At 38.3% G+C, this 3,208-nt stretch carries 2 protein-coding genes; both read right to left on the bottom strand.

Going from position 1 to position 3,208, the window contains the following annotated elements; all coding sequences use genetic code 11:
• Positions 1-1,750: YSIRK-type signal peptide-containing protein (locus HT723_RS07535; protein WP_172934953.1), on the bottom strand; the 1,750-nt coding region annotated here is incomplete at its 3' end.
• 238 nt (positions 1,751-1,988) lie between these two features.
• The gene (locus HT723_RS07530) at positions 1,989-3,167 is read right to left on the bottom strand and encodes a hypothetical protein (RefSeq protein WP_119919466.1); all 1,179 of its coding nucleotides are present in this window, start codon (positions 3,165-3,167) and stop codon (positions 1,989-1,991) included.
• Between the last annotated feature and the right edge of the window lie 41 nt (positions 3,168-3,208).

Genomic DNA, 3,208 nt, shown 5'->3' with positions numbered 1-3,208 from the left:
GTCCATTCAAGGCTGCCGCAGCTGCCACTAGGTCATTCTTAGCTTGGTCAATCCCTGCTTGACTTGCACCTTCTTTAGCTGCTACAGCTTTCGCTGCCGCAAGTGCTTGATCGTAGGCAGTACGCTTAGCTTGGTCTGCATTCTGATACTTGTCAGATTCTTTCGTGCCAGATTCTTTACCAAGCTCGACATTCAACTCATCTTTTTCAGGTTTGTTTGTTTCTTCAACTGAGGTTGTCGAATTACTAGGATTACTGGACACTTCCCCAGTATTTTCGTTAGATGTATCTGGTGATACTTTCTCTGAATTCGTTGTTGATTCTTCTGCAGATTGAACTGGATTTTTTGCTCCTTGAGTTGAGGTTCCTTCTGTGGTGCCTTCATTTGGTTTTACTGGAACTTCTTCTACAGTTTTTTCTAGTTCTTGTTCTTTCGGCTTCTCGACTGGAGTTGCAGAATGAACTTCTGAAGCGTCTGTAGATTCTTCTTTAGTCTCTCCTGATTTTTCTCCTGACTTAGGAGTTGCATCTTCTCCTGAGTTTGTTGTTGATTCTTCTGCAGATTGAACTGGATTTTCTGCTCCTTGATTTGAGGTTCCTTCTGTAGTGCCTTCATTTGGTTTTACTGGAACTTCTTCTACAGTTTTTTCTGAAGTTTCATTTTTGGAGTCATTATTTTCTGGTTTATTTGACTCTCCAACTTTATTTGTATCACCTTGATTAGATTCAGTTGGTACTGTTTGGCTATTCTCTGTTGTTGCATTACCAGAATTTTCAGGTTTTGTTGAAGTTTCGTCTTTTGACTCATCTTTTTCAGGTTTGTTTGTTTCTTCTACTTCTTTTGGCTTCTCGACTGGAGTTGCATCTTCTTTCTGTTTTCCAAGATTCTCTCCGTTCTGAGAAGAATCTACGGTTGGAGGTGTAGAGTGACTTTCCACTTCTGAGTTCATATCACTAGATAATGTATCAGCTTTAGTTTCAGCGGACTCTGTAGCTACAGTTCCAACTTGTCCATCCCTAAATTCTGGAACAGCCTCATACTGTCCGTTAATCACTTGTATTTTTGATGGATTCTCTATAAAATTCGATGCAATCGTATAATCTACCTTTTGTTGATCTATTGGAGTGGCTACTGATTTCTCTTGATTACTTACCTTAGAATCAGAAGTCGTTTTTCCCTCTTTGATATATCCAATATAAGTGTAACCTGAAATATCTTTAGGAAGAGGTAATTTTTCTCCAGAGGTCAACTCATAGTCCGTATTGTAATTCAGTAAAAGATTATTTTCTAAAGCATGGGCTGATACTAGGATACCGTTTCCTATCCCTGCAACCAATACTAAATGTAATACCGTTTTATTCTTAATTTTTTTCTTGGAAACAGCAAAAACTAAAATCCCCAGAGCTGCTAAACTAGCACCAGCAACTAAGGCTTGCATCTCATTCTTGCTTCCAGTATTTGGCAATTCTCCCAGTTGATTTTGAGAATTTAACTTATAAACAAGATAATAAGTCTCATCATCATTCTCCACGTATGTCGGAATATCATATACAAGCTGCTTCTTTTCTTCTGATGATAGCTCTGACTCTGTCACATATTTGTAGTGAACACCTTTAGTCTCTTGAGCAGCCACAGATGAACTAGCTAATACAGACATAAAAAATAAACTCGAAATCGTTGCAGATACAAGTCCTACTGATAATTTTCTAAATGAAAAACGTTCTTGTTTTTCACCAAAATACTTTTCCATTATTCCTCCTTGAAATAAAATTTTAAAAATATGTAAGCCTAACTTTTTTATATTAGTGTACTATCTATAAAAAAGGGAACATACTTTAATTATACTCTTTATTTAGCAAAAAGTCTTAAAATTGAGTTGCGTTTTCATACTTTTTTTATATATAAAATACCAAGTAGTAGTTTTGCAATTCCCTATTATTTTTTGGATAAAATGTAACCTACCATGAAATTTCCACGGCAGGTGTTACTCATATCACTAATCGTTCTAAAAATGGTTTGAGGCAGTTGAGGAGAATTCCTTCTATCCAGCTTCCTTGTGCTGATGAGCGATGGTCTTCCTGCAGGCTTTTTTTTAGAAAATCTCGGACTTGTTCTGGTGCGATTTCAAATTCAAAGGCTTTCATTTTATAGAAAAAGTCGATGAGATGATCTGACAGGTATTCAGTTGAAAAGGGTACTTCACCACTTTTTCGATATTCTAATAAGAGCCTAGAAAATCGAGCTTTTTCTTCAGGAAGCTCACGAAAATAGGAATTGAGGAGCCAAGTCTGCTTCTGTTTTCTTTCAATTGGATCCTGACTGGCAATTCGTTGGTCTTTTTCCAGCTCTTTTTGGTATTGTTTGGCCTTGATAGCTCGTTCTGCTCTATTTTTACCAAAAAGAATTTTTTCCCACTTGCGTTCTTCTTGAGTCAGGGTCTCTGTAAAGCCAAAGTAATCTTGATAAGCACGCTCTGCGGGTCCCATGGCTAGAACCAGATTGTCTGCATATTGCTTGGCGATTTTATCCCTCTTCTTGCGTTCTTTCTCTGCCTGGATACGAAGTTCTTGTTCGTAGTCAATTTTCTCCTTGCCTAGCTTGACAAGGTAGAGTTGGTCATCCGATTTCCCAAGTAAAAAGGGTTTGATACACTTTTCAAGGACTTCTTCCATCCGAGCCTTTTTCTTTGGTTCCGCCTTGGTCCAACTTCCTCCCTGAAAGACTTCTAGGAAAAGCTGGTAGTCTCTCTCAGGCGCAAATTGATTGCCACGATTGGGTTTGAAAACACCTTTTTCCCAGAGCCATTTTAGAAGTCGCTCGTCAAAGTCACTTTTATTGACCTTGATTTTTTCCTTTTTCTGAGCTTTTCTGGTTAGATTTTCAACCTTTCTGAGCAGTTTTTCTTCCTCTTCCAATTGCTGGTCAAGGGACAATCGATGAAAATGACGAACACAGTCGCTACCAATTGGAAAGAGGCGTTGGCCTGTGACACCGTTAAAGAGTTCATAAGCGTATTTGATGGCATTTCCACAGACACAATTGCTACGGCCAATACCGTTAAAAATCAAGGAAACTTCATTCCATTCCTTGGTAGCTTGTTCCCAAGTATCCGCTTTCGAAGCCTGTAAAACTGCATCATACAGGGATTTTCTAACTGGAAGTGTCATGAGGTCTCCTTTCTAATACTCCATGAAAATCAAAGAGCAAA

It is taken from the genome of Streptococcus sp. 2106 (assembly GCF_013277315.1).
Classification (GTDB): Bacteria; Bacillota; Bacilli; order Lactobacillales; family Streptococcaceae; genus Streptococcus; species Streptococcus pseudopneumoniae.
The sequence above is the reverse complement of the archived record's forward strand: the minus strand, read 5'-3'. Positions and strand labels throughout refer to the sequence as shown.